Here is a 25897-nt window from a genome sequence, read left to right as displayed (position 1 = left end):
CCAATTATTGAATATTCTTTATATTTTGATAATGTAGAGTGCTTTTTAAAAAGTGGTTTGGATATGAACGATTAAAATCGATTTTAATAGATTCATATGAGAAGTCGCTTTATTTATTTTATCAGAATAGGAGAGTGTAAGATGACAGGAAAGCCAAGGTTAAATAAGTATGTTACTGCGATGATGACGACAGCTCTTATTGCTGTTCCGACTTTTCAAGCGTTAGCTGCTGGGACAAGCAATAATGTTTCAAATTTATCAAATAGTAATGCTGTAGAAACGAATCTTCAAGGAATTAACGCAAAAGCAAGTACAGGGAAGCATGTGATTACTCTTATTACAGGTGATGTAGTTACTGTAACAGAGTTTGCAGATGGACAAAGTGTGATTAGTGTTGAGCCAGCGGACAAAGCTGAAGGTGGTTCACATATCATGACAGTTAATAAGGATACATATGTTATTCCAAAACAAGCGATGCCTTACTTAGCTTCTGGTGCATTAGATCGAGATCTATTCAATATTACGAAACTAATAGCGGATGGATACGATGATGCTTCTCAAAAGACATTACCTGTTATCGTACAATATTCAGAGTCTAAAACTCGCTCAAGTGCAAAGCCTACGTTAAAAGCTTCAGAGAAAACACATGAACTTGAAAGTATAAATGGGGCAGCGCTTTCTGCAGATAAGAAGGATTCGAAAGAGTTTTGGCAAGATGTTAAGAAAAATATAAAATCTGCGGATTCTACAAAATCGACAAAGTCAATAGTTACACCTGGAATTGAAAAAATTTGGTTAGATGGTCGTGTTAAGGCAACGCTTGAGCAAAGTGTTCCACAAATTGGGGCACCGACTGCTTGGAATGCTGGTTACAACGGAAGTGGCGTAAAAGTTGCAGTTCTTGACACAGGGATCGATGCACAGCATCCAGATGTAGCTGGTCAAATAAAAGAAACAAAAAGCTTTGTTCCAGATCAAGATGTACGCGATTTTCATGCACATGGTACTCATGTTGCATCTACTGTACTAGGAACAGGGGCAGCATCAGGTGGAAAATATAAAGGTGTAGCACCAGGAGCAAGCTTAATTGTAGGAAAAGTGTTAAGCAATGAAGGCTTTGGACTTGATTCATGGATTATTGATGGTATGGAGTGGGCTGCACATAATGCCAAGATTGTCAGTATGAGTTTAGGAAGCGATGAGTCAAGTGATGGAACGGATCCGATGGCACAAGCAGTTAATAATTTAAGTGCTGAGACAGGCTCTCTGTTCGTTATTGCGGCTGGTAATACAGGTCGTGAAGGAATCGGTTCTCCTGGAGCAGCAGATGCGGCACTTACAGTTGGTGCAGTTGATAAATCAGATAATCTTGCTTATTTCTCATCAAAAGGTCCTCGTTTTGGTAGTGAGGGATTAAAGCCTGATCTAACAGCACCAGGTGTAAATATTACTGCAGCACGATCTCAATATTCAACGCAAGGAAGTGGATCTTATCTTTCGATGAGTGGTACGTCGATGGCTACGCCACATGTGGCAGGAGCGGCTGCAATTCTTTCCCAACGCCATCCTGATTGGACAGGCGCACAGCTGAAAGATGCATTAATGAGTACAACTAAAAAATTAGATGATATTAAGCCGTTAGAAGGTGGGACTGGACGTCTTGATGTTGCAGCAGCGACTCTCGGTGATTTGCGTGCGACAGGTTCACTTGATTTTGGTTTCTATGCTTGGCCTCATGAAAATGATGCTTCGAAAGAGAAAACAATTACGTACACTAACGACAGTGATAAGGCTGTGACATTAGACTTATCAGCGAAAATTACTGATAATAGCGATGCAGATGCACCTGCTGGTTTATTTAAACTTTCAACGAACAAAGTAACTGTACCGGCAAAAGGTAGTGCAAAAGTTACTGTAACACTTGATCCGAACGTAGGTGCTAATGGACAACGATATCAAGGTCAGATTTCTGCAAATGTTGATGGTAAAACAGTTGTGCATACTGCCTTGGCAATGATTAAAGAAGAGGAAAGATATCCACTAACGTTAAAAGCAATTGGACGCGACGGTAACCCTGCCTTGGCGTATATTAATCTACTTGGCCCAGATGGTGTTCCAGATTTTATTGCAGTTAATGGTACAACTGAATTACGCCTAAAACCAGGAACTTATTCTGCAATGTCAATGATGGATGTTGATACAGACACTGACCACGCTGGCGTTGCACTTGTAGGAAATCCTGAAATTAATTTAGATGGTCCTCAAACTGTTACATTGGATGCACGTAAAGCGAATGAAATTACAGCAAACGTACCAAATAAAGCAGAAGCAAGTTTTAGAAAAATGGAATATTATCGTGAAATTGATGGCAGCAATGTTAGTGACATCTATGTGATGCCTGTTACAGTTGATAAGATGTATGCTGAGCCAACTAAGAAAGTTAAAAATGGAAAATTTACATTTAACACGCGATGGAGATTGATTGAACCATATATGACAATCAATTTCAAAGGCAATGAATTAGATGATCTTCCACAAGCTGGAAGTACATTACTAGATGGAAAATACAACTTAGACGCTGTTTATGTAGGTAAAGGGGCTCCAGCCGATTATAAGGGATTAAATGTTAAAGGTAAGGCTGTTATCGTTGATCGAAGTGATGAAGTAACTGGTATGGAGCGCTCAGCAGCAGCATATGCAGCAGGTGCAAAACTAGTTATTACTGTAAATGATGGACCAGAAGAAATTAGTGAATATGTTGGAATTGAAAATGATGATTATTCACTTTCAGATTCTCCAATTTCGGTTGTAGCAATCAGTCAAACAGAAGGTAAAAAACTGATTGAGCAGGCAAAAGACAAAAAAGTAAAACTTGACGTAGTAGGTACTCCTAATACGAAATACGTTTATGATCTTGTTGACAACCATGACAATGCAATTCCAAATGACGTAACTTATTCACCTAAAGCGAGCGACCTTGTAAAAATTAATGCTGAATACAAATCAGATCAAGCTACAGCAGGTGGCGAATTCCGTTGGGATATTCCATCTTACCGACCAAATGGAGTAGGTTACCAAATGAAATTAAATTTACCATCAGTTCGAACTGAATGGGTTTCTGCTCAAAAAGGCACTTCTTGGTATCATCAAGCTAGTGTGCTAGATGCGGCTTGGGAAGTACGCCAACCAAAAGCAACATACAAACCAGGAACAACATTAGATGAAGAATGGTTCTCACCAGTTGCTCGTCCTCGTTTAGGTGATGGCTTCTGGAAACCTTATCGTACAGGAAACAACTTAGTCATCAACATTCCTGCATGGGCTGATTCTGGGGTAGGAAGCACAGGTTCAGAATCTAATTATCCAGGTTCACAAACATTAAAACTATACCAAGGATCAAAACTAGTAAAAGAAGCAAAAGGACAAGCGATCTACTCATTTAACGAATACCCAACTGCAAATACGCAGTATAAAGTAGTTAGTGATGCTTGGCGCGACCCACAACGCTTTGATAATTCTGTAAAAACACATACAGAGTGGACATTCTGGTCTAAAGAACAAGAACAATATCAATCAGAACTTCCATTAATCTCGCTTGATTACAATGTAGAAACTGACATGAATGGTGATGCAAAATCAGGCCGTTGGGTCGATTTAGAAATGAAAGCTATTCAAGTAGCTGGTGCACCAGGAAACGGTAAGATGAAAGGTGCAACATTAGAAGTTTCATATGATGAAGGCAAGACTTGGGAACTTGTTGATTTAAATCGTGAAAAAGATGGCTGGAAAGCTAGAATTGAAAACCGTAAAAATGCATCTTCTGTATCATTAAGAGCAAGTGCTTGGGACGATGCAGGTAATAGTATTAATCAAGACATTATTAAAGCTTTTGGATTGAAGTAAATAAAGTAAGAGAGGGCACCTTCCTTTAGGGAGGTGCCTTTTAAACTGCCAATACTTGTCGCACATAAATGAAAATTATCTATTCTCAACATCAAAAAAGGCACCTTCCACTTAGAAGGCACCTCTCCATTATTAATTATTTTTGATCAGCTTTTTCAGCGTCTAATAATTCTTGCATGAATTTAAGATTATATGAATGGCTTTCTTTCAGTCTGCTGTGTCTTGTTAGTTTAATTAAATTTTGATAATAAGCGATTTCTTCCTCTAGTGATGAAATGACATTTGTACGATATTCTTTTAATTCTTGTTCGTTCATTTTTCATTCCTCCTATAATAGGGATTTAATAATTTAAGTATATCACTAATATGGAAAAATAAATCAAATTTCATTGTGAAAGAAGTATGATTACACAAAATTTACAAAAAATTGTAGTTCAATTAATTCCTAAATAGACAAATTAGTGCCTTGAAAAAAGCGATCATCTTTTTAGAAAATGATGACCTGAGAGTTTTCATAAATTATTTAAAATATTTTCTGAAAAATCATTGTATTCTGTGTTTTGTGGTGGTAATATAGCTACAATATATTTTTTTAGTGAATGGAGGGAATTAAGAAAGTGCCAAAATATTAAGTTTAGGTAATATATTTTTTTTACCCCTTACCTAACAAGTGTTAGGTAGACTTTACAAGAAAGGCACTATGCTAAAAAAAGAGCAATCATATTTTTTTTACCCTTTACCTAACAAGTGTTAGGTAGACGTTGTAAGATAGGCACCATGCTAAAAAAAGAGCAATCATATTTTTTTACCCTTTTACTTAACAAGTGTTAGGTAGGAGTTGCTACCTTATTTTTTTAGCTGTTATCTAACGTACATTAGTTAGGTATTTTAAGAAATAAATAATAGAAAATATAAATGATTGAGTGAAAAGTAAGGTAAATTAGCAATCTTATTTTTTTAACTCTTTACCTAACAAGTGTTAGGTAGGTTTTATTAGGGGGATCTGTATAACGATGACAACTAAAACGACAAAATCAACAAAAGAAAGTATTAAAGAAGCAGCAACAAAGTTATTTGCAAAAAAAGGATATTCTGGAATGACACTTAGAGAAATAGCTAATGAAGTTGGGATTAAGGCACCTTCTGTTTATGCTTTTTTTGAGGGAAAGGATGATATTTTTCTAGCTGTATATAAGGAAACTTTGGATGGGCATTTATCAATCGTAGAATCACAGTGTAAAAGCAATCAATCTACTAAAGTTCAACTCTACTCTATTTTAAAATCAGCGATCGATTTTCAATATCAAGAGGGTTTAAAAGCTAAAATTCTAGTTCGTCTGATGACATCTCCACCAGAGTTTTTAAAAGATGATATTATGAAACGATTTGGTTCAATGGAGCTAGATGAGTATAAAATTCTTTCTGAAATTTTTAGACTTGGGATCGAGAAAGGAGAAATGAAGGATTCCGATTGTCATGCATTAGCTATATCGTTCCAATGTATAATGGACGGGCTGTTTTGGCAAATGCATCGACATAGTGAAGAGGAAATATATACAAGATTGGATTTAACATTTAATCAGTTTTGGAATGGAATTTCACAATAAATAAAGGTTTATTAACTGGTGAAAAATAATGGGGAGGTCAGATTAATGGAAAATAAGTCAAGTATTGGAGATGATTACTCACTATCAAGGGTTCCTCAATCGGCTCGATTACCGATGTGGGATATTATGCTTGTGCGTGTTGGTGCTTTAGCAACATTATCTCAGTTTATGTTGGGTGCTTCATTAGGATATGGTATGACTTTTTGGCAGGCGTTTTGGGCGACGATGTTCGGAAGTGTTCTGCTGCAAATTGTTAGTTTTCTATTAGGTTATGCCGGGGCACGCGAAGGACTTTCTACTAGTCTATTGTCTCGTTGGACCGGATTTGGTAGATATGGCTCCAGTATTATCGGCTTTGTTGTTTCCATTTGTTGTATTGGTTGGTTTGGCGTACAGAACTCAGTTTTTGCAAATGGTTTAGTCGAGGCAACTAATGGTAAATTGATCCTTCCCGTGGCTGCTGCGATTACCGGAATAGGCGTAACTGTTTTAGTTATTTTTGGATTTAAACTATTAAGCTTAACAGCGAAAATTGCAGTACCTGCTTTTCTGATCGTAGTAGGATTTGGAGTTTATAAAGTTCTTAGTGATCACTCGATTATTAGTTTAATAGGAACGCCTCCTCCAGGTCAGTCACTTTCAATTGGAGTTGGTGCAACAATGGTTGCCGGAGGATTTATGATCGGTGCTGTTATTACACCAGACTTTAGTCGCTTTGCTCGAAGTGGTAAAGATGTTTTTTGGATGACGACAATAGGTACTTTAGTGGGTGAATTAGGAGTTAGCATGATCGCTGTATTGATGTCACATGCTGCAAAAACAAATGATGTTGTGAGTATTATGCTACAAACATCTGGTTGGATTGGTGCAGCAGTTGTTGTTTTCTCTACTGTAAAAATCAATAACTTGAACTTATATTCTTCTTCTTTAGGATTTACGAATATTATCGATACAATTTTTAAAATGAAAGTAAATCGTGGAATTGTAACACTTGTAATTGGATTAATCGGATCTTTATTATCGATTCTTGGTATTCTTGACCGTTTTGTAGATTTTCTAGTTTTCCTTGGCGTCATGATTCCACCGATTGCCGGAATTATGGTCATTGATTACTTTGTGTTAAAAACATATCGAAAAGCGTTGGATGAAAGTAAGGAAAAGGGAACTTTACCGGCGGAACCTGAAAAGATTAATCCAGTGACATTAATCGCATGGGCAGCAGGATTTGCAGCTGGTTATTTTATAAAATTTGGTATTCCATCAATTAACTCACTTGTATTAAGTGGAATTGTTTATTACTTCGGTGTTTTAATTTTAAAAGCAATTAAAAATAAAAGAGTAGTGGATGAAAAAATTACCGCGTAAGATTTCTGAATATTGGAGGTATTCTAAAAATGAGAAAAATAGGGAAACAGGAAATTGAAGATATTGCTGTAGGTGCTGCTTTACTAGGTACAGGAGGCGGGGGAGACCCATACATAGGTAAGTTAATGGCTTTACAAGCGATTGAAGAATATGGCGAAATCACTTTATTAGATGTAGATGAAGTGCCGGATGATGCATTAATTGTTCCATCAGCGATGATGGGTGCTCCAACTGTATTGCTTGAAAAAGTTCCAAGTGGTGAAGAGATGTTTAGTGCATTTCAAAACCTTGAATCTTATTTAGGAAAGAAAATTTATGCAACGATGCCAATCGAGGCTGGTGGTCTGAATTCGATGATCCCTCTTGCTCTTGCAGCAAAGCTAGGATTACCTGTTGTTGATGTAGACGGCATGGGAAGAGCATTTCCAGAATTACAAATGGTTACATTTTACTTAGACGGCATTTCAGCAACACCAATGGTTCTTGCTGATGAGAAAGGGAATAATTCTGTTCTATCAACAATTAACAATCTTTGGACTGAACGGATAGCTCGTGCAGCAACGATCGAAATGGGTGGTTCTGTCATGACTGCCATTTATCCGATGACAGGAAAAAATTTAAAAGATAGTGGAATCCGTAATATTCTTCAACTCGAAGAAGAGTTAGGAAAAGCAATCAGACTTGCAAAAGAAAACAATGCAGATCCAGTTAAAGAAGCATTAAAATGTGCGAAAGGCTTTGAACTATTCCGTGGAAAAGTAACAGATATTAACAGAAAAACTGAAAGCGGATTTGCTAAAGGGATCGCAACATTTGAGGGCATTAATGAATATAAAGGGGAAACATTAGAAGTTCGTTTCCAAAATGAGCACTTACTAGCACAAACAGATCAGCGTTTACTTTGTGTCACACCTGATTTAATTGCTGTACTTGATGCAGAAACAGGACTTCCAATTACAACAGAAGGTATTCGATATGGCGCAAGATGCGTAGTAGTCGGAATTCCTTGTCATCCAAAATGGAGAACAGAAAAAGGAATTGAAACAGTAGGGCCAAAATACTTTGGCTACGACGTTGATTATATTCCAGTAGAAGAACTTGTTAAAAAAGGAGTGACGTTATAATGAGTACATATAGAATTGGCATTGACGTTGGTGGAACGCATACTGATGCAGTGCTTTTAGATGAAAATAATCAAGTAGTATCTGAAACGAAATCACCTACAACAGAAGATGTTGCAACAGGTATTTATACAGCATTAAAGAAAATTATCGGCGATGCGAATGTACCAAGAGAACAAATAAAATACGCGATGCTAGGAACTACACATTGTACAAATGCAATCGTTGAAAGAAAGAGATTAAATAAAATCGCAGCGATTCGGATTGGAGCTCCAGCTACTTTAGCGGTAAAACCTCTAGTTGGTGTCCCTGATGATCTTCGTGAAGCACTTGGTAAATATGTCTATCTAGTACGCGGTGGTCATGAATTCGATGGTAGAGAGATTGTTTCTTTAGATGAAGCACATTTATACCAAATTGCGCATGAAATCGAAGGGAAAGTTGATTCGGTAGCGATTACTTCTGTATTTTCACCTGTTTCGAAGGAGCATGAAGAAAGAGCAAGTGAAATTATTAAGGAAGTTCTTGGAGAAGATGTTGCGATTTCATTATCTTCGGAAATCGGTTCTGTAGGATTACTAGAAAGAGAGAATGCTACGATTATCAATGCTACAGTTGTAAATGTTGCAAAAACAGCGGCTGATGGATTCATTAATGCACTAAAAAACGAAGGGATAGAAGCAAAGGTATTTTTCGGACAAAATGATGGTACGTTAATGTCTGTAGAATATGCCGTGAAATATCCTATTTTTACAATCGCTTGCGGTCCGACGAACTCACTACGTGGAGCATCTTATCTGACTAAAAGTTCAGATGCAATTGTTGTAGACGTAGGTGGTACAACATCAGATGTTGGCGTTTTAATTCAATCATTCCCACGTGAATCTTCTCTTGCAGTCGAAATAGGCGGAGCGCGAACAAACTTCCGTATGCCTGACCTAATTTCAATCGGACTTGGCGGAGGAACGATTATTCGAATCAAGGATAATGGAGAATTCACAGTTGGACCTGATAGTGTCGGGTATCGCCTTCCAGAAAAAAGCTTAATTTTCGGTGGAGATACATTAACTACAACAGACGTAGCAGTTGCTCTTGGAAAAGTCGAGCTAGGAGATGCATCAAAAGTAGCTCATCTAGATAAGGAGCTATTAAATAAAGTTTATGTGAAAATGGTTGAGTTAGTTGAAGAAGCAATCGACAAGATGAAAACAAGTGCAGAAGATGTGCCGGTTATTCTAGTTGGGGGTGGAAGCATCCTTCTTCCTGAAAATTTAAATGGAGCTTCAGAAGTCATTCGACCGCAACATTCAGGTGTAGCCAACGCAATTGGCGCAGCTATTTCACAGGTAAGTGGTCAAGTAGAACGAATTTATAAATTAGTAGAATTAACTCGTGATCAAGCACTGGAAATAGCAAAGGATGAGGCGAAACAAGAAGCAATCAAGGCAGGTGCTGATCCAAATAATCTTGTCATTGTTGATATTGAGGACGTGCCATTGGCTTACTTGCCAGGTAATGCAACTCGTGTACGTGTGAAAGCAGCTGGGGATTTGGCACAGGTTGAGGTTAATGAATTAGTATAAAGAATAAGGCACCTTCTTTTTGAGGGTGCTTTTTTGTAGGTTGACAATATTGGATGAAAAAAAATTGTGAAAAGTACGGATAGCGCTAGGGTTTGTACTGCAAATAAGTATTGTGGTTCTGCAAATAAGAGGCTCATACGTGCAAATAAAATCAACATAACTGCAATTAAAATTTCTAAAACAGCAAATAAGTTAAAATAATACTCATACCAGTTTGGGTATTATTCCAAAAAAATTAGGCATTACTAGTTAATTTCTAATGGTAAACTGTAAAATTGTCCTAATTCTTTCTAGAAGAACGGCCAATTATCTTTATAATGATTGGAAATTTTACTCGAGAAGTGTCTCCAAGATATTACTATCCCCATAAAAAAAATCCCCTCCATAGGACAGAACAATCTTTTCTTTTGACTGTCTTCTATAAGGGAATTCTCACTATAATTATTCTTTTATATCAATATCTTTAATTCTTTTGTTTAAGTAAATCTCTAATCTCTGCTAATTGATTTTCTATATTGTTTAGTCGACTTTGCATGTCACCAATATCTTGTTCTGCTTTATAATTGATTGCAAAATCGATAACGGATTCATGTTTATCCCTTACTGCTTGACGATTTTGACTCATCATAATGACTGGTGCTTGAAATGCTGCAATAAAAGATAGACATAAGTTCAACAAGATAAAAGGTGAAGAGTCAAAATGAAAAGCTTTCGTGAAAGATAAGCTATTCCATATCATCCAGACAGCAAGTGTACAACTAAACCAAATAATAAATTTCCAACTACCACCAAATTCTGCGATTTTATCTGCTATTCTATCAGCAAATTTTGTTCGTTGGGTGTAATCACTATCTAAATGTTGCAGTATTTCTGACTCATAACGATCCACTAATCGGTCGATACGTGATAAGTTTTCTTGGTTTAAATCAATATCAAACCCTTGAATTTTTTTTGGTTTCTCAACTTGTTTTTTAAAGTTAATTTGCTTCCAAATGTTGTGCACCATGTTTCCAACCTCCTCTTTTCTAGAGGAAGCCTTCAAAAGCTTATAAAAGTTGGATTACATTTTTATGATGTAATCCAACTCGGATATTCAATTGTATGACTTCCTCTGATGTCGTCGGTAAATTATCCGACTCACCTATACTGGGACTACCCATAAAAATGTTCCACCTCACTTTTTTTTGTAAAAATAATACCTTTACTATTATATGATGACTTATCCGATAGGACTATACTATTTTTAAATAATTTTTTATTCCATAAAAAAAGCCGCGTCTGCGACAAGGAATTTTGTTTAAATAGAAGGGAAGGAAATACCGCCCCGTTTAGCAAGATTATATTTTCTCTTTTGTATTAAATGTTTCTTCATATCGCTTAGATAATATGTAATAATGATAGCCTCTTGAATTTGAAATCAAACGAGATAATAATGTTTTCGCTTCATCACGTTTGTTTTCCTTAAGTAAAAGTTCGAACTCAAGTACGTTTTTGAATTTCTTTGAACGCATTGAGTCCTTTGTTGCTTTTGCCTTTTCTAATTCATTTTCTTCAATAAATAGAAGTGTTTTGTAGTATGAATTCCACTCAGGTACTTTAATGAAATCAATTCGTTCCTTAATAAATGGCAAATCTTTATTTGAAAAGCCGTATACAACTTGATAAACAGCTTTTTTTGAAGGGTTAATTCGTTTCTTCATAACAGATTGATACGACTGTTCGATTTCATCGTGTATATGGTTAGTAATTGAATAAAGAAAATAAAGGATTGATTTTTTTGATTGCTTACTTAGAAAACGTTCGATATGTGATAGATTTTTTGAAAAATAAAATGGATAAAACATCGTCCAAAAAAATAAGAAAAGAACTGCAACATAAAAGATTCCAAATACATAAGTTGGTGCATTATATAGACCTAAACAAAAAGCACCGATAAATAACAAGATAATAAATAAAATTTTTTTCATAAAGCCTCCGTGATTAACTTCTAGATGTACATAAATTATACCATCATTATCCATTTTTGGGTCTTTTATGTAAGTCTTCTCATCATATAATAACTCTCAGCCTGCATTGCCTCTGATTACTTAGAAATTGCTGAGATTTTCACGATTTTTAAGCTTGAAATTTGATGATTAAAATTGCCTAAATCATTAACATCTTCTGTAAGAACAATCGATGCTCCTTTATAATTTGAATCTGAATATAAAGTGACTTGATAACCTGGTGCAATATGAATAGAAGAAATCGTATCATTGCCAATACCTTTTACAAGCTGATCGTAATCATAATTACCTGATCCTAGTATTTCTGATGCACCGCCAAAAGCATTTTCCTTATATACAGTCACAGGCATGTCTACACCATTTACGCGAAAAAACAAATCTATGAATCCAGCAGTCTCTCGTTCTGCTTGATTTAACTGAACAAGAGTCGGATTTTTTACCTCGTTCTTCCACATGGCAGAATAATAATTACTGTAAGCTGCTTGCCAGAAGTAATTAATGATCGTATCATTCCAAACTTGAGGTAAAACGGATTTTGCTTGTACCGCAGCTTGATGAATCCATGCTTCAGGATCAGTCGAAGAAATCCAATTATATAAACCTGAATTTGGTACTGTCATTTCATTTTGAATACTTTCGGCATAAGTTTCAAACTTCGAATGATAGCCCGGTGCGTTATGATCTAGATTTGAAATATTTGAAGCATGTAGAGGCTGTGTTACATCTGTAAAATAGTGCAAAGATACCCCTAAGTAGTAGAATGCATTGTTAAAATCGCCTTTTTTATAGTAATCCGATGCTAGATTAAAATACTTCGCGCCTGATTGACGAGCTGTTGGATAAGAAGCCCCCGTATAATTTGTTTGTGTGTCTGGATCATAAAAGTGAGACATAAATGTGCCCGTATCATAAAAAGGATTAATATGATCCGCATCGTATAAGCCTTGTTCCCAACGATCACGAAACTGATTAAGCAATGTGGTAGGCTTGTTTATTGCGGGATTCGTATTATCGGCTATAAGTTTGACACTGCCATTTACGATAAAATGATGTGTACTATGATCTTGATTGTGAACATCCTCGTCAGACCATGCGAATGCTTTGTGATCATTGCTGAATAATGAAGTGATTGCAAGTACACTTCCAGCAACTAATGATAATAGCTTTTTTGATTGAATACGTTTTTTCATGATACACCTTCTTTTTTGAATTTTTGTTGTCTTACAAGCAACAATGTTTAAGTATAATAAGTTTTTGTTAACAAGAGGTTTCAGTTATGTGAAAATTTGTTAAATTTTGGAAACTATTTACCAGTTATGGAAGTACTTAGTTCTATACAGTTTTTTAAAAAGAGCCAAATTTTTAGGATTTATATAGAAAAAGTACATAATCCTTTTTGTGTTCCATATTAATTTAAAGACCTGCAAATTCATTTGTTTGGTGGTGAGAAAAATATGGAGATTAGTGCTAGTGCTAGAATGTCTCTTTCAAAAAAAGTGTCTGAGGATGCAATGGTAGTAAACAATGAAATAAATGTATATGGGGTTTTTGATGGAGCAACACCAATTACTCCATTTAAGAATGCTGATGGCATGAATGGAGCATATATTGCTTCAAATTTATTTAGGAAGTATTTTAAAAATTATTTTAGAGCTGATATGACTCTATCAGAGGGAATTATTCTAGCAAATAGAAGACTGATGAAAGAAATGAAGGTAAATAACATAGACATAAATCGTCCAGAGGAACTGTGGTCAACATGTGTTGCTATTATAAAATTTGATAAGCAAAAGGTATCATTTGCTCAACTTGGGGATTGTATGATATTAGCAGAATACCATAATGGAGAAATTCAAATATTGACAAAAGATACTGTGAAGAATATAAGTACAAGGGCAAAAATGAGACGAGAAAAGGAACGGAAGCAAGGGATGATTTTACCAGATGAATCATACTACCAGTCTATTAAACATCAACTTATTTATAATCGAAGTATGGCTAATACAGTTGATGGTTATTCAGTTGCAAATGGAACTGAAGTTGTCGCAAACTACATTCAATTGGGATCTATTGATACAAATAATTTAAAGTCAATTTTACTAATCAGTGATGGATTATTTCATCCGACGTTTGATTTGATCCATTCTTTTAAAGTAATCAAAGAGATTGGATTGGAGGAATATTCAAAACGATTAGAAATGGAAGAGTTGAAAAGTAAGATTCATTCTGATGATAAGACTGGGATATATATTCGCTTTTAATTTTAGATGCCATATTGGGTATCTTTTTTTTATGTATAAATATTGTAACAAATATAAAAGTAATACTTTTCAAACTAATGTTAGTATACAGGTGATAGAAGTTTTTACGAATTCGAAACGGCTATGAGGAATTGAATAATAATTGATAATTCTCATTTAGTTGACGAGGAGATATCTAATGGATATTAAAAAGTACAGAGTAGTAATGTTTCCGACATTTTTAATTGTTTTTGCTTTGTTTTTTATATTAGATGTTATGAAGCCTTATAGCTTGCTAGTATGAAAGGTAAAAAGGGTATACATATAAAAAATCAGAAAAAAGGAAGTGTTTAATTGTTCAATTTTATTAAAGTAACTCATGAACATATTGAGCAAGTAATAAGTTTACGATTGAAGCTTTTAAATGAATTGGGAGAATTAAACTCTCTTGATGAAGAGTATCTAATTGAAACCTCAACTAGGGAATATTTGAATACTGCACTTTCAAAAAATGAATTTATATCCTTTATGGTAGAACATAATGGGGTACCAGTAAGTATTAGTGGGATGGTCTTATTTAAAAGACCACCTTATTTAGAGAATTTGCAAGGGATTGAAGCTTATATTTTAAATATGTACACAGCCACTGAGTTTCGTGGCAAGGGATTAGCTAGAAGATTGCTTGAATTATGTATTGATGAATGTAAAAAATGTGGAGTTAAGCGAGTTTGGTTGCACGCTTCAGAAGATGGGCGGCCACTATATAAAAAAATGGGTTTTACTAAAAAAAATAGTGAAATGGAATTGTTTTTATAGACCGTTTTTATTCAACATAATGGCAAGATAGTTTAATAAGAAAATGTTAGGTATTCTATTGTTTTTATAGAAAATATGTACATATAAAATTGTAATTAGGAGGAAAAATACTTTGCAAAAAACTTTTCACCATTTAGTAAGAGGAATTTTTTTAAAAGATAATAAAGTTTTGCTTGCACAAGCTAAAGGATTTACAAACTCTTTTTTACCAGGTGGTCACGTTGAATTTGGAGAAAGTGCTAGAGATGCATTAATAAGAGAAATTAAAGAAGAATTAGGTATATATTGTACAGTCGGAAATTTTCTTGGAGTAGTGGAACACAAATGGGAGAAAAAAGGGATACTTCATTGTGAGATAAATCAAGTGTTCGAGGTTAAATGTAATGAGTTTCATTATAACTCAAATTTAGAGTCTAATGAATCAAACCTTGAGTTCTTATGGTGTGATGGTGCAGATTTGGAGGAAATGAATTTACAACCTTATCCATTCAGGGAATTAATGTATAATTATTTAAATGGAAATAAAGATGTGTGGTGGGAGAGTACATTAAACATAGAAATTGATGATTCGAACAGAAACTAACTTTTGCTTATGCAACTAGTTTACAATAAACATTGTCATATCACGTACGAAGCGAATCTCTCAGCTTCAAAATAAACTGGCCAAGTTATTTATTTTTTGACATATCTTAGCCAGCTTATCTAATTTGTCTTGAATGCTTAAATTATTGGATATAGCAATTTGTCCGGTTAACTGAAAAGTTTAAAAAACAATATTCATCACATTGAATATTTATTCGACGTGAATAGGTCCACCATTGATAGGTTGCCATTCAGTTGGTTCATTCTTATAACATAGAGCCATCCAATAATAATAGGTAGGTTTTGTCAGTCTGTGCGCCGAGCTGTGCCATACTCCACGATGAAGAACGGCAACTTGTCCAGGACGAAGCAGGACAGGAAGAATTTCTTTTGCATTTGGAGCGTTTTCATTGGTAGCGGGAGCAACCAAGAACACAATTGGTTCGTCTTGACAAAATAATGCTTCTTGTGTATGCATGTGGCGTTCCATTTCATAGGCAGTAAAAGAAACCCTGCTGCCGAATGTGTAACCGAGGCTAGCTAGAGAGTCAATAACAGGAATTGCAGTATTGGTGTCCTCCCACCCATCACCGGAACTTTGGTTAACCCAGCCAGTTCCTTTGGAAGGAGATGTCATATTGTATAGGATTCCAAACTCTTGAAAATTAATAGAAGTAATTTCAACCGGTTTCATTTTGACTCAACCTTTCTAATTGTTATTTAAGGTTGCCGAAACGTGCAAAGTCTTCACTGTGTTCCTTTATGAATTGGAATACAGCCTCCGTTCCGCAAGCACCGGCTCTGCCACCCATAATGGTGACTGCACGAGCAGCTGCAAAGTTAGCAAATTCCGCTGAAAGTTGAATGTTTTCAGTACGTCTATAGGCATAAAGGAAAGAACTGCAGAAGGTATCTCCAGCTCCGGTAACGTCCGTAATTGGCACGTTAATACCTTTTACAGTAAATTCGTTATGTGTAGTAAATATTCGGCATCCCTTTTCCGCATAGGTAACAACGATCATCTGAATCCCTTTTTGGAATAAAAATTGTTTTGTTTCTTCTTCGGTTTTATTGCGCATTAGATTGTTGAATCCAGTTTCATTTACAAAAAGAGTGTCGACATACGCAAAAAGCTGATCTTCTCCAGGCTGGAGATCGGCAACATCAAGATCACACCATATTTTTGATCCGTTAGCTTTTGCTTTGGAGAGGATACTTGCTGCATCCAGATCACCACAGCAAAGTGGTTTCAATTCGCAAAAGTTGGAATAGATATATTCCGCATTACAGATTGCCTCTAATGTTTCCGGAGTAATCTCAAGACGTTGGATACCCATGGTAGGAATAAATACCGTATGTTCGTTTTCTGCTAGAATAATAATAGTCTTAGAATCTGGTAAAGTATCATCTCGAATAATATAAGTAGTATCAATTCCAGCATCTCGTAAATTCTCACAAAGTTGTTGTGAAATGAAACCGTTATTCAAGGCTGATAAAAATTTGGTAGGTTGTAGATAACTAGCATAGACACTTGCTGCATTGGCAATCATTCCACCCATTTGTGCGGGTAGTGTATGAACGATTACTTTATCGCGAAGGTTTGGAAAGTACGCAGCACTATAATATTCATCCAAAGCTATATCTCCAATAAAAAATGTGTATCCTTGATGATCCATACAGAGAGCTCCTTTTTTAAAATTTTGAGTAAAGTATATCATGTTAATACATCTTATACAACGTGTTAATACGACTTAAAATATGTTAATGCAAATTGTGCGAAAATTGATAGACAGCTAGATTAAGACGTGTTAACATGTATTAAGAAAGGAGGGCAAGAAATTCACAATAATAGGGCTCCTATTATTGGAAGTGACTTAAGATTGTTATTGCAATCGGTTTCTTCTTAATTTCAATCATAATGATTAGTCAGCTGGCGAAGGAACTTGGATTGGGAATAGTATTTAGAATTGAAGGGATATTATTGTATTCACGATCCACCGTAGATAATAAATTAACTGCGGAAACCAGCGGAATGGAGAGTAAGATGAGTGGTAAAGTAAATTTCATAGATTTATTTAGAAGCGAAAAGCCAATTATGGGAATGTTACACCTTAAAGGCGGCAATGAAGGTAACATGCTGGAAATCGCAAAAAAAGAGATTAATTTATTAGTTGAAAATGGTGTGAATGCAGTTATAGTGGAGAACTATTTTGGCTCAGTAGAGGATGTTGCAACAGTACTAGATTATCTTCAACGTGAAAAGAACCATATCGTCTATGGTGTTAACGTACTTGATCATGATGATCTAGCGTTTGAATTTGCTAATAAATACGGGGCAAAATTCATCCAATTAGACTCAGTTGCAGGACACCTCACACCAGAAGAAGATGCAATTTTCCATGAGAAAATGAAAACATGGCGGAAGGAATCATCAGCATTTATTTTGGGTGGTGTGCGATTTAAGTATCAGCCTTACAATTCTGGACGTTCTCTTGAAGAAGATTTGGAAATCGGAATGACAAGATGTGATGCGATTGTTGTAACAGGGGATGGGACTGGCATGCAGACTCCAATCGACAAAATCAAGGAATTCAGAAGGATGATTAAGGACTTTCCGTTAATTATCGGAGCAGGAATGACTCCAGAAAATAGTACAGAGCAATTGGAATTTGCTGATGGAGCAATCGTGGGTAGTTACTTCAAGGATACCTATACCGACAACGGTGATATGGATGCTTCTCATGTACGATTTTTTATGGATTCTGTAATAGATTGTAGGTAATTGACGGGGGAAGATCAAATATGGGATGATTAGTTTATCAGCTAGTAGGGTATATCGGTAGCTGAAATTCGATTTGATCTTGAGAAATAAAGGAGCATTAATTGGTCATGGATATTAAATCACTAGAAGCTGATCATATGGTACCTCTTTACCAGCAGCTTTATAATACAATTCGAGAAAAAATTGCATCTGGCGAATACAAACCTGGCGACCGCATCCCATCGGAAGCCCAACTTATTGAAATCTACAATATTAGTCGAGTGACTGTTCGAAGCGCATTGAATAAATTAGTAGAAGATAATATTCTTGTAAAGCGTCATGGTAAAGGAACCTTTGTATCGATGCCAGAATATGTGGAAAGTATTGGGGTGGGTGGAAGTTTTACTGCATCTTGGCAACAAACAGATGTAGTTCCAGGCACCAAAATTATTTCAAAGCTTTATGTGAATGCCAATAAAAAAATTGCTAATTCATTGAACGTAGAGGAAGGTTCAAAGATTATTCATATCAGGCGCTTACGTTTGGTCAATGATCTTCCTGCAATTCTAGAAGAAGATTATTTTTTACCGGAGTATGATTTTCTACTGGAAATGGATTTAGACAACAAGTCTATTTTAGAAATTATCCGTAATCAGACAGGGATTGTTGCAAAGGAATTTAATGATATTTTCGAAGTGAAATCCGCGACAAAGGAGCAGGCGGAATTTCTTGAATATAAGACTGGAAGCCCTTTGCTAAGAGTTAGCCAGACGATTTTCACTGAAAAACTCAATCTCCTGTACTATAACGAAGAATATATTAGAACAGATCGATATAAATATGCAATCCGTTCTTACTGATTGCATAAGCTCTTGATTCTCAATTTACAAAGTGTTAGACATGCTTTTTTTAAGCAAATACGATTTATTATGAAATAAGTAATTAGCGTTTGTCATTTTTTTAAAAAAATGACGGCTAATTAGTTGTCTATTTGTTATGTGAAAAAATGGAATGATAAGAGTTACTGTACAAACGAATTGTTGAATTATATAAAGTGGTTTTACTGACAACTAAATAAAATATTTTGACTTCATTAAATGGGGAGTGTAAATAGATGGCAAATAATATGGAAAGAAAATTGGGACTAGCCCCAACGATTGCTCTGTCAGTAGGAACAACCCTTGGTGCGGGAATCTTTATTTCAATTAGTGAGGTCGCAGGGGCCTCCGGTTCTGCACTCTATACAGTATTGGCATTTTTAATCGGTGGATTAATCATGATTCCGCAGAATTTAATTTTAGCCGAATTAGCGACGGCTTATCCGGAAAATGGCGGGAACTATGTGTTTATTAAACAGGCGGGTTGGCGAAAGCTTGCATTTTTGACAGGGTGGGCATCATTTTGGGCTAATGATTCAAGTGCACTCGCGATCGTATCCTTAGCAGGAGTACAGTACATTGCTTACCTTTTTCCAATGAATGGCCTCGCTATTAAATTTATTGCAGTTGCCTTCATTATACTTTTTATGATGATCCATATCCGTTCGGTAGAAGGCGGCGGTAAATTCCAGGCCATCGTTACTTTTATTAAGATTCTGCCTTTTGTTTTGCTGATTGGTATGGGGTTATTTTTTGTAAGAGGAGACATGGTCATGACTCCAGCAGTAGCTACTGCTCCAGTTGGTTTGATGGCATTGCTTGCAGGTATTTCGGCAACAAGCTGGTCATTTGACGGTATGGGTGCATGCACATACATGACGGGCGAAATCAAAAATCCGAAAAAGACCATGCCTAGAGCGTTGATCAGCTCGGTTATCATTATTATTCTTCTATATGTGGGCTTAACTTTTGTTGTTACAGGTGTAATACCGTTCAACCAATTGGTCAATTCGAAAACACCACTTGCTGACGCTGGTGCGGCAATTCCGTTGATTGGAAATATCTCAGGTACGTTTATAGCCATATCAGGTATTATTGTTATTCTAGCTGCTTTGTCAGGAACCGTTATGTTCCAACCGCGCTTGGAATATGCAATGGCAAAAGACGGACTTTTCTTTAAAAACTTTGGTAAAGTGCACAAAAAATATGGTACTCCATATTTCTCTATAATGGCGCAGTGTATGTTAGCTATTGTTCTTATTTTCTTATCCAATATTACTGAATTGCTTGGATATTTCACCTTTGTATTGTTATTAAAGAATACGCTTACATTTGCTTCGATTTTCGTGCACCGAAAAAAGCCAGATTATAACCCATTGTGGAAAGCACCAGCTTGGAAATTTATGGCTGTTATTTCGATTGCATCTAGTTTGATATTGGTAGTTTCCACGTTAATGTGGGCAGCAATTCCAAGTGTTATTACAGCTATCATCGTTGTTGTTACGGGCCTTCCTGTCTTCTATTTTTGGGAGAAACGAAACAAAAAAGAAGAAATTAAAGAGGGAGAATCTATTAAAATATAACTGAAAGGATGATAATCTGATGCAGTTTTCAACTTTCAAGGCGGAGCTTTTTGATGAACACCAACATGATAAGATGGATGAATTCTGTGCGGAATTTGGGCTTGATGGTATGGAAGTTTTTATGGACGACGTGCTTTCAAGAGATCAAGATTTGAATGATGAGAAACTAGTAATCTTGGATAAACTTCGTACTTTACATGTAAAAAGAGTGCATTGTTCTTACTGGGCGTATCCAACCAGCTTTCTTACAAAGAATAATTTTCAAGAACTGGTTGAGAGATTTGGAGGCTGGGAAGATGTCGTGAATTATTATGGTGACCTAACAGGTGATCATATGTATAAAAGATGGGCAGATGAGTATCAGATTGCCACAGAGCTAAAAGCACAGGCGTATACGTTTCATCTAATCGATTACGCGCCAATTGATGGGAAATGGGAGTTCACAATTTCCAAGGAAGATATTCGTCAAGCGATGATATATATGATTCAGCAATTTTTAAATTATCTGATTAATCAGAATCTTATTAATGAAGATTCTCCAATGATTGAAGTGGAAAATGCTGGGTGGGGATTGGAGCATGGTTTGCAGACCGCAGAGGACTACAAGTTAATGTATTGTCAGCTTTACGATCCTCTCCAAAAAGTCAAGATTGGTTGGGATATTAATCACTTGTTACATGCGCTTGGCTTTGACGAGACTCAAAATTGTGCCCGATTCTTCCTGCCAGAAAGTGAAATTAGCACCCAAATGTTTGAATTGCAACAGCGTTATGGCAACGAGCCGCAGGTATTTGCCCAGAAGTGGTTGGAGCACAATATTATGGACCCAGAGTTGGTCGATCGTGTTGGTTGTATACAGCTTTCAGACTGTGCGTTAAAAACGATTGAGTTTTTCCGTAATGGTAAGTTGGTCGGACAATATTATGACGAAATCGTTGCTCTTGATAGTTGGGTAGAGCAGGAGGATTATGGTGTTAATATCGTACTCACCTGCTATGATTCCCATATACCATTGGGGGATGGTATATTGAGCCCTAAAGCGATAAAAGAGATGATTCTCAAGATTCGTGCTGTAAATTCGGATTTGGTCATTTTACATGAACTCAAAAACAATACTGACCAGGCTGCAGCATTAATAAGGCAGTTGGATCGACTTAGCCTAAAATAAGGAGATGATCCGTGTATGAAATATATTATTGTTGGTCCCACGATTGTGAATGATATCCAATTTGCAGATGGCAGCATAAGCAAGGGGCAAATTGGTGGAGCCATATTTTGTCTGGAAGGGGTAAAAATATGGAGTGACGACTGTCTCTATGTATCAAATGTAGGCGAAGATTTCTCGAAGTATTATGGGGATTGGATGGATGCAAATCATTGTTCCTATGAAGGTCTCAATTATAATCTTCCCTATACAGAATATACGAACCTTATATATGGGGATGAAGGACTTCATGATGAGGTCTCCATTTATAGCGAGGATATTGAAAAAAAAATCTCAGAGATAGATATAAGAACTGCCGAGCAGATTGCCATTCATTGCGGTAGTGAAACGAGAGGGATCTATATTGAAGCGTCCGAAGTGGACCCTCTATGGGATAACTTGCATTTGATTCACATGAATTGTAACGCGAAGATCATGTGGGAAATCCCTACTTCTGCAGCGATGCAAAAGCATAGGAATGAAAAAGTCTTAAAGACGATTATCAAGGCTGGGCTGTACTCGATTAATTTGCCAGAGGCGATGAGGTTATTTGAGACAAAGGATGAAAAATCAACGATTGAGGCAATTATTTCCTTTGGCGTTCCATGTTTTTTCAGAGTTGGTAGTAGAGGTTCGTACATGATTTCGGATGGTCAGGCATATTTTGCTCCAAGTATCACTGTTGGAGATGTTGTTGATGCTACTGGATGTGGTAACTGTTCTACTGCTGCTGCACTTTATGCGTATTGTGAAGGCTATGCACCAAAAAAAGTTGCGGCTATGGCAAATATTGCAGCGGCATATAACTTATTGCAGTTTGGGCCATATCCTGTTATCACCAGTGAAACAAGGGCCGAAGCTATGAGGTTGCTAGAAAAGTAGATGAATAAATTTGGACATGTAACTGGTAATGCATGCAGGATAAAAAATAGATAGAGAATAACTACACTATTAAACTAGAAAACCTCATTTAGATGCGTTACGGAGAACCGTATGATAATATAATGAAAATATTTAATAAATGGAAAAAGCATGTAGAAAAATTCGCTACATGCTTTTTCTATTCAAGGAAGTCTCAACGAAGCTCAAATAGGGCAATCATTATGAAATCTGGAGGTCTGATACATTACAATTATCTAAATAACAACATTAAAGGGAGAGGAAGATTAACATCTACCTCAGCATTTATAAACAAGGGCAAGTTAGATTGAGACATTAACTCCAATTAAAAAATATTTTTTGGAGATATAATGGTAAAATAGACTGGTTTATAATCGAAAAAATGAAAGAAATGCACGAAACCCTTATTAAATTCTTGGAAAAAAAAGAATCAGTTAAAATGAAAATTCTTATTGAACTAACGCATGCATTGAATAGCAGCTGCCAATTGAGGTGGCTTTTTCTAATTCAACAAAATGGCAGTTTAGTTGCATAAGGAATTGAAGTTTAGGCAACGTGAAACATGATTTTGACAGATTGAGAGGAAGGAATTTGATATGAGTATTTCGAATATCGTAGAGATGATGTATTGCAGAATATTATCTACACACCATCTAACCAATTTTCAAATTCCAAAATCGAAATTTATGATTTAATCGAGATGAGAGTCAGGAGGGATATTATTAGGAAATGGTGTTTAGTAGGTTTTATATTAATTTTACTCGTATGCACTGTATTGGGGTGTAGTAACAAACATAAGAATTTAACTAGAATTGAATACATACAAATGAGCACAAATGGAACATATTCGGATATAGAAATAGTAACAAATAAAAAGAAACTTGAAAAAATAGAGCGTATTTTCAGTAAAATTAAATGGGTAGAAAACGTAGCAGTAAAAAGAAAACGATTAGCAGACATTAAAGCAACATTATTCTATGAAGAAGATAAAAACATGCCTGAAAGGCTCTATGAGTATGGAATATGGTTCCAGAGTGATATCAACAAAGCTGTATTAATTGGAGACAATAATAAACAAAGTTATGCCATGTTGAACAAAGAACTTTCAAAAGAATTGAAAGAACTCTTGAATTATGAAAAGTAGAGTTGTGTCTCCTTAGGTAAGTCTTTGAAATTTAACTAACGCATGTTTTAGTTGAACAAGGAAAATAAGAAAGTGGAAATATATGTTAATATATTAAGTAGCTAACATATAAAATAATAATTATAAAAAGAGGTGAATCGATGAAAAATTTCAGTAAAATTTCACTAATATTATTAATCATGGGATTGGTTTTGTTTGGAATAATTTATGTGGTTCTAGGCTTCAACGAACTTATTGCTTTAATTGGTTTTTTATTGTTATTATTTGGGGCGATATGTAGCTTTATAGCAATTTCAAAAAGAGAAAGAGGAAACACTAAATTTTTTGCAGTATCGTCGTTTTTTATCATATTTTTATTGATTACTTGGTTTGAACCTTTTCTGATCGTACGTATGCTAACTTGGATTAAAAATTAAAAAATTGTAATAACTGATATGTAACTATGGGATGTAATTGTTTAACAACATGATCTAAATGGCAGTATAGTGCAAAAATGAATAAATAAAAAACAGTAGACAAATAAGACGGAAAAGTTATAATATTATAAAAATAAATTAAAAGACTTTGAAGAGAAGAGTAAATAGAATTCATTCATCTTAGAGAGCTCCAGTTGCTGAAAAGGAGTATGATTGATCTATTGAAGCAAGACTCTGAGTTTCATATCGGAACCAATAGTGGCGATGGTATGACAGGCACTCCTGTTATAGAGTATGAGTATGTTTGAAATGTACTTAATGAGGTTAATGTGATGACATATTAACAAACTGGGGTGGCACCACGACACGATAGGTAAACTCGTCCCCAAGACTACGGTCTTGGAGGGCGAGTTTTTTTATTTGTGCAATTTAAATATATTTATTTGGAGGGGTAAAATGAAAAAAAATAGGATGTATATTACTTGGAAAAAACCTTTGCTTTTACTAATTGGAATAGGCGTCTCAAATATTGGGGATTGGATTTATTTAATCGCACTAAATTTAATTATTTTTGATATGACGAAATCTGTTTTGGCTGTATCGACTCTTTATGTCTTGAAACCAATAGCAACGATACTTACGAACCTATGGGCGGGTAGTTTAATTGACCGATTTAACAAAAGGAATTTAATGGTAACTTTAGATGTTTTGAGGGGATTATTAATATTCCTAATACCAAGTATATCTTCCGTCTTTCTAATCTTTGTCATCGTATTTTTCGTCAATATGGGAAGTTCAATGTTTTATCCAACATCAACAACTTATATAACTAAATTAATTCCAGTAAATCAGAGGATTCGCTTCAATGCTTTGCGAAGTTTAGTTCAATCTGGAGGATTCCTAACTGGACCAGCGATTGCAGGTCTACTTTTTATGATTGGCACACCTATGTTCGCGATTAATATTAATGCGATCTCGTTTATCATTTCAGGAATTGTTACAGCGTGTTTGCCTAATTTGGATAAGGTAACAATACGAAATGTAAAATATGAGAAGCTCTCACTCAAACTAATTAAGAAAGATTTTACTGAGGTTTTACTATTCAGCCGTAAATCAAGTTACGTTATGAGAATTTATTTTTTGTTTAATAGTATATTAGTTTTAACGGCTGCTGTTGATTCTTTAGAAGCAGTGTTTTCAAAGAGCGTACTTCATTTAAGCAATACAGAATATGGTGTTCTTGTAAGTATTGCTGGTGCAGGAATTGGTATAGGCGCAATTATTAATACAATTTTTGCAAAAAGACTACATCCTTCTTGGCTTATGGGGATTGGGACAATTTTTTTATCATTAGGATATATCGTATATTCATTTTCTAATTCTTTTACAATGGGTGGGTACGGATTTTTCTTATTATCATTTGCGTTGTCTTTTGCAAATACGGGATTTGATACATTTTACCAATCCAACGTAGATGTCAAAATAATGGGAAGAGTTGGTAGTATCTATGGTTTTGTTGAAGCAATATTAGTGATCGTTTCAACTATACTAATCGGATTTTCTACTCACTTTGTATCGATTAAAATGTCTGTAATCGCTGGTAGTTTTATTATGTTATTTTTAGCGTTATTTTTAAGTGTATTTATGATCCGACCTTCAAGCGAAAACTATTTCAGAAGTATTGGATATAAATAAAGTTTTTAGAATTTAGTAAAAAAAAATTTCGTTTTATTTCAACTAATGCAGTGCGATAGTTGAAGATTAGCTGTTTAGAAACAGCTTTTTTTA

Annotated in this window: 22 protein-coding genes and 1 other annotated feature; of the genes, 16 read left to right on the top strand and 6 right to left on the bottom strand. The window is 35.5% G+C overall.

Features of this window, described 5'->3' with window-relative positions; genetic code table 11:
• Positions 1 to 141: 141 nt before the first annotated feature.
• Complete coding sequence (locus AB1282_RS24180; RefSeq protein ID WP_429900830.1) at positions 142 to 3903, top strand: S8 family serine peptidase; 3762 nt, start codon at positions 142 to 144, stop codon at positions 3901 to 3903.
• A gap of 136 nt (positions 3904 to 4039) precedes the next feature.
• Here the strand turns inward: AB1282_RS24180 and AB1282_RS24175 are convergent, their stop codons facing one another.
• Positions 4040 to 4219, bottom strand: a complete 180-nt coding sequence (locus AB1282_RS24175; RefSeq protein ID WP_429900828.1) for a hypothetical protein — start codon at positions 4217 to 4219, stop codon at positions 4040 to 4042.
• Positions 4220 to 4916: 697 nt separating this feature from the next.
• On the opposite strand from AB1282_RS24175, the gene AB1282_RS24170 reads away from it, so the two are divergent.
• Genes AB1282_RS24170 through AB1282_RS24155 form a run of 4 tightly spaced genes read left to right on the top strand, consistent with a single transcriptional unit; the run spans position 4917 to position 9579 of the window.
• Complete coding sequence (locus AB1282_RS24170) at positions 4917 to 5510, top strand: TetR/AcrR family transcriptional regulator (protein ID WP_056474343.1); 594 nt, start codon at positions 4917 to 4919, stop codon at positions 5508 to 5510.
• A gap of 45 nt (positions 5511 to 5555) precedes the next feature.
• The gene (locus AB1282_RS24165) at positions 5556 to 6875 is read left to right on the top strand and encodes a purine-cytosine permease family protein (RefSeq protein WP_390312384.1); all 1320 of its coding nucleotides are present in this window, start codon (positions 5556 to 5558) and stop codon (positions 6873 to 6875) included.
• Positions 6876 to 6904: 29 nt separating this feature from the next.
• Positions 6905 to 7999 (top strand): DUF917 domain-containing protein, encoded by a 1095-nt coding sequence (locus AB1282_RS24160; protein ID WP_056474338.1) that lies wholly within the window; start codon positions 6905 to 6907, stop codon positions 7997 to 7999.
• Positions 7999 to 9579 carry a hydantoinase/oxoprolinase N-terminal domain-containing protein gene (locus tag AB1282_RS24155; protein ID WP_056474334.1) on the top strand — a complete coding sequence of 527 codons (1581 nt, stop codon included), beginning with the start codon at positions 7999 to 8001 and terminating at the stop codon, positions 9577 to 9579. The genes AB1282_RS24160 and AB1282_RS24155 overlap by 1 nt, the downstream gene beginning before the upstream one ends.
• A 463-nt stretch (positions 9580 to 10042) precedes the next feature.
• Here AB1282_RS24155 and AB1282_RS24150 read toward each other — a convergent pair whose 3' ends face one another.
• From AB1282_RS24150 to AB1282_RS24140, 3 genes are all read right to left on the bottom strand, one after another.
• Entirely contained in the window at positions 10043 to 10585 is a 543-nt protein-coding gene (locus AB1282_RS24150) for a DUF1003 domain-containing protein (protein WP_056474329.1), read from the bottom strand.
• 331 nt (positions 10586 to 10916) lie between these two features.
• Positions 10917 to 11546: a hypothetical protein gene (locus AB1282_RS24145; RefSeq protein ID WP_429900826.1), complete on the bottom strand. Its 630-nt coding sequence runs from the start codon at positions 11544 to 11546 to the stop codon at positions 10917 to 10919.
• Positions 11547 to 11662: 116 nt separating this feature from the next.
• Entirely contained in the window at positions 11663 to 12775 is a 1113-nt protein-coding gene (locus AB1282_RS24140; RefSeq protein ID WP_429900824.1) for a zinc dependent phospholipase C family protein, read from the bottom strand.
• 264 nt (positions 12776 to 13039) lie between these two features.
• On the opposite strand from AB1282_RS24140, the gene AB1282_RS24135 reads away from it, so the two are divergent.
• The 3 genes from AB1282_RS24135 to AB1282_RS24125 all read left to right on the top strand — a co-directional run bounded on the left by AB1282_RS24135 (position 13040) and on the right by AB1282_RS24125 (position 15224).
• Positions 13040 to 13846 carry a protein phosphatase 2C domain-containing protein gene (locus AB1282_RS24135; RefSeq protein ID WP_429900822.1) on the top strand — a complete coding sequence of 269 codons (807 nt, stop codon included), beginning with the start codon at positions 13040 to 13042 and terminating at the stop codon, positions 13844 to 13846.
• 333 nt (positions 13847 to 14179) lie between these two features.
• Positions 14180 to 14641, top strand: coding sequence for a GNAT family N-acetyltransferase (locus AB1282_RS24130; RefSeq protein ID WP_056474319.1), 462 nt, complete (start codon positions 14180 to 14182; stop codon positions 14639 to 14641).
• A 112-nt stretch (positions 14642 to 14753) separates the two neighbouring features.
• The gene (locus AB1282_RS24125) at positions 14754 to 15224 is read left to right on the top strand and encodes an NUDIX domain-containing protein (RefSeq protein ID WP_429900820.1); all 471 of its coding nucleotides are present in this window, start codon (positions 14754 to 14756) and stop codon (positions 15222 to 15224) included.
• 210 nt (positions 15225 to 15434) lie between these two features.
• Here the strand turns inward: AB1282_RS24125 and AB1282_RS24120 are convergent, their stop codons facing one another.
• Together AB1282_RS24120 and AB1282_RS24115 are read right to left on the bottom strand one after the other, a co-directional pair.
• Positions 15435 to 15917 (bottom strand): ureidoglycolate lyase, encoded by a 483-nt coding sequence (locus tag AB1282_RS24120; protein ID WP_429900818.1) that lies wholly within the window; start codon positions 15915 to 15917, stop codon positions 15435 to 15437.
• Between the two features lie 22 nt (positions 15918 to 15939).
• Positions 15940 to 16899 (bottom strand): carbohydrate kinase family protein, encoded by a 960-nt coding sequence (locus AB1282_RS24115; RefSeq protein ID WP_429900816.1) that lies wholly within the window; start codon positions 16897 to 16899, stop codon positions 15940 to 15942.
• Positions 16900 to 17255: 356 nt separating this feature from the next.
• On the opposite strand from AB1282_RS24115, the gene AB1282_RS24110 reads away from it, so the two are divergent.
• The 8 genes from AB1282_RS24110 (at position 17256) to AB1282_RS24075 (ending at position 25804) form a co-directional block, all read left to right on the top strand.
• Positions 17256 to 18005 carry a BtpA/SgcQ family protein gene (locus AB1282_RS24110; protein WP_429900814.1) on the top strand — a complete coding sequence of 250 codons (750 nt, stop codon included), beginning with the start codon at positions 17256 to 17258 and terminating at the stop codon, positions 18003 to 18005.
• 107 nt (positions 18006 to 18112) lie between these two features.
• Positions 18113 to 18844: a GntR family transcriptional regulator gene (locus AB1282_RS24105; RefSeq protein WP_429900812.1), complete on the top strand. Its 732-nt coding sequence runs from the start codon at positions 18113 to 18115 to the stop codon at positions 18842 to 18844.
• 254 nt (positions 18845 to 19098) lie between these two features.
• Positions 19099 to 20445, top strand: coding sequence for an amino acid permease (locus AB1282_RS24100; RefSeq protein WP_429900810.1), 1347 nt, complete (start codon positions 19099 to 19101; stop codon positions 20443 to 20445).
• A 19-nt stretch (positions 20446 to 20464) separates the two neighbouring features.
• Entirely contained in the window at positions 20465 to 21613 is a 1149-nt protein-coding gene (locus AB1282_RS24095) for a hypothetical protein (RefSeq protein ID WP_429900809.1), read from the top strand.
• A gap of 15 nt (positions 21614 to 21628) precedes the next feature.
• Positions 21629 to 22531 carry a PfkB family carbohydrate kinase gene (locus AB1282_RS24090; RefSeq protein ID WP_429900808.1) on the top strand — a complete coding sequence of 301 codons (903 nt, stop codon included), beginning with the start codon at positions 21629 to 21631 and terminating at the stop codon, positions 22529 to 22531.
• A 646-nt stretch (positions 22532 to 23177) separates the two neighbouring features.
• The gene (locus AB1282_RS24085) at positions 23178 to 23693 is read left to right on the top strand and encodes a hypothetical protein (RefSeq protein ID WP_390312398.1); all 516 of its coding nucleotides are present in this window, start codon (positions 23178 to 23180) and stop codon (positions 23691 to 23693) included.
• 140 nt (positions 23694 to 23833) lie between these two features.
• Positions 23834 to 24109: a hypothetical protein gene (locus tag AB1282_RS24080; RefSeq protein WP_429900807.1), complete on the top strand. Its 276-nt coding sequence runs from the start codon at positions 23834 to 23836 to the stop codon at positions 24107 to 24109.
• A gap of 139 nt (positions 24110 to 24248) precedes the next feature.
• Positions 24249 to 24499: a binding site (T-box leader), on the top strand.
• Positions 24500 to 24565: 66 nt separating this feature from the next.
• Positions 24566 to 25804: an MFS transporter gene (locus AB1282_RS24075; protein WP_429900805.1), complete on the top strand. Its 1239-nt coding sequence runs from the start codon at positions 24566 to 24568 to the stop codon at positions 25802 to 25804.
• The last annotated feature ends 93 nt before the right edge of the window (positions 25805 to 25897 follow it).

Origin of the sequence: Gottfriedia sp. S16(2024) (genome assembly GCF_050473765.1) — a bacterium.
Lineage (GTDB): Bacteria > Bacillota > Bacilli > Bacillales > Bacillaceae_G > Gottfriedia.
The sequence above is the reverse complement of the archived record's forward strand: the minus strand, read 5'-3'. Positions and strand labels throughout refer to the sequence as shown.